3 protein-coding genes are annotated in these 2,116 nt (G+C 74.5%); 1 reads left to right on the forward strand and 2 read right to left on the reverse strand.

The genetic code is table 11. From position 1 onward, the window contains the following. Positions 1 to 732 (forward strand): XdhC family protein (locus tag HW445_RS28320; RefSeq protein WP_180223705.1); only part of this gene is annotated, 732 nt, incomplete at its 5' end. Between the two features lie 115 nt (positions 733 to 847). Here the strand turns inward: HW445_RS28320 and HW445_RS28325 are convergent. Continuing rightward, positions 848 to 1,630, reverse strand: coding sequence for an enhanced serine sensitivity protein SseB C-terminal domain-containing protein (locus tag HW445_RS28325; RefSeq protein WP_180223706.1), 783 nt, complete (start codon positions 1,628 to 1,630; stop codon positions 848 to 850). A gap of 162 nt (positions 1,631 to 1,792) precedes the next feature. Continuing rightward, positions 1,793 to 2,116, reverse strand: a 324-nt coding sequence (locus HW445_RS28330) for an enhanced serine sensitivity protein SseB C-terminal domain-containing protein (protein WP_180223707.1), incomplete at its 5' end; no start/stop codon positions are given.

The following is a 2,116-nucleotide window of genomic DNA, read 5'->3' on the forward strand; positions in this document are numbered from 1 at the left end:
CTGGTCCGGTCCGGCGGTGAGGAGCCTGGCGGCGAGGCGTTCGGCGGTGAGGAGCCTGGCGGTGCGGTGTCCGGCGGGTTCGGCCGCGGGCCCGAACTGGACCGGACGGTCGCCGCGGAGGCCGGGGCGCTGCTGGACGCCGGGCGCAACGGAGCCGTCGTCGAGATCGGCGAGCAGGGCTCTCGTTGCGGAGCGCCGCTCTCGTTGCTGGTGGAGACCTCCACGCCGCCGCCGCGGATGATCGTCTTCGGCGCCGTCGACTTCGCGGCGGCCCTGGCACGGGTCGGCAGGTTCCTCGGCTTCCACGTCACGGTCTGCGACGCGCGTTCCGTCTTCGCGACGGAGCGCCGCTTCCCGGAGGCCGACGAGGTGGTCGTCGAGTGGCCCCACCGCTACCTGGAGAACACCACCGTGGACGCCCGCACGGTGCTGTGCGTCCTCACCCACGACCCCAAGTTCGACGTCCCGCTGCTGACGGCGGCGCTGGAACTGGACGTCGCGTACGTCGGCGCGATGGGCTCGCGCCGCACCCACCTCGACCGGTTGGCCCGTCTCCGCGAGGAGGGCGTGCCGGAGGAGGCGCTGGCCCGCCTGCGGTCCCCGATCGGCCTCGACCTCGGCGCGCGCACCCCGGAGGAGACGGCGCTGTCCATCGCCGCGGAGATCGTCGCCGCCCGCCGCGGCGGCACGGGCGTCCCCCTCACGGGCGCGGCCCTCCCGATCCACCGCTGACACCCACCGGCCCCGTCCCCTCCCGCGGCGGGTCACCGGGTCTCCGGGTCTCCGGGTCTCCGGGTCTCCGGGAGGCAGGTCACCGGGTGCCGCCCCAGGGGGAAGGGAGGTGGCGTCAGGCGCCGGTGACCGGGGGGTACCCGTAGGCGCCGGCCGGACGGGCGTGCGCGTCCCGGTCGTAGAACGGGCGGGCATTGGCCCGCATCCACAGCGCGACCGGATCGTGGTCGTCGGCCATGGCGACCGTGGAGACCGCCAGGCCGTCCGGCACCGCGCCGACCGACTGGCTCATCATCGACCGCACCGACTCCACCGCCGCGGGCGACGCCTGGTAGACGTCGAGCCCGATCGCCAGGTAGGGCGCGCCGAGCACCGGCTGCACCCAGGCGCGGCGCAGCGCGCGCACCGCCGGGGTGCGGTGGGCGTTCTGGGCCAGCAGGGCGTAGAACTGCGGTACCTCTATCGCGGGTTCGGACAGCCGCAGCGGCCCGGCCGGCTGCCGGTCGAGGCCCGCGGAGATCCGGCGCAGGTCCAGCCAGGGGATGCCGACCCCGCCACCGGGCGCGTGCGGGTTGAGCCACAGGCCGTGGTGGTCCGGGTAGAGGGCGTCGGCGGCCTCGAGGGCGTCGACGACCTCGTAGCCGCGGCTCCAGCCGCTGGCGGAGAGTTCCCGGTCGGAGGTCACGCAGGGCACGTAGGTGTACCCGTCGACCTCCATGATCCCGTACTGCGCGTCGGGGGAACCGGACCGGCCGTGCCACAGCAGCATCCAGAGCCGGCCGGCGGACGGGGCCGCGAGGGCGCCCAGCAGCGCCTCGTAGGCGTCATAGCGCCCGGGCGTCACCTGGCGCAGCATCTGCTCCACCTGCCCGGCGGCGGCCGTGCCCGACGCGCTCACCTCAACCAGCCTTTCGCGACGACATTGGTTTTCCGCCCCATCGATGTCCGACAGCGAGTGTTCGACCGGGATTATGAAACCAGCTTAAGCGGGGTCGAAGACACCACCTTGACCGAGCCGGGACCTGCCGGGCGATTTGCCCCGCCCGGCCGCCCGGTCGGCTCAGACGGTCCCGTAGAAGGGCCGCACCTTGGTGCGCAGGTAGTCGCAGACGGGGTCCGCGACCGCGTCGAGGAGGACGAGGTTGACGGGCCAGCGGACCGGGTGACGTCCCAGGGCGCGGCCGAGGGCGTCCAGCGGGAGGGCCCTGGCGTCCCCCGACGGGGCGTCCCAGGTGGCGAGTTCGACGCCGACGAACAGCGTCGGCTCGGCCGTCTCGATCGTCGCCAGGCAGCGGCGCGCGCTCGCGACCACGCCGAGGGCGGCGAACTCCTCGGAGGCGGCGCGCAGGAAGTCCACCGGGTCGTCCTGCCAGTCCGGTTCCTG

Source organism: Streptomyces sp. UH6, from assembly GCF_013421635.1.
Lineage (GTDB): Bacteria > Actinomycetota > Actinomycetes > Streptomycetales > Streptomycetaceae > Streptomyces > Streptomyces abyssomicinicus.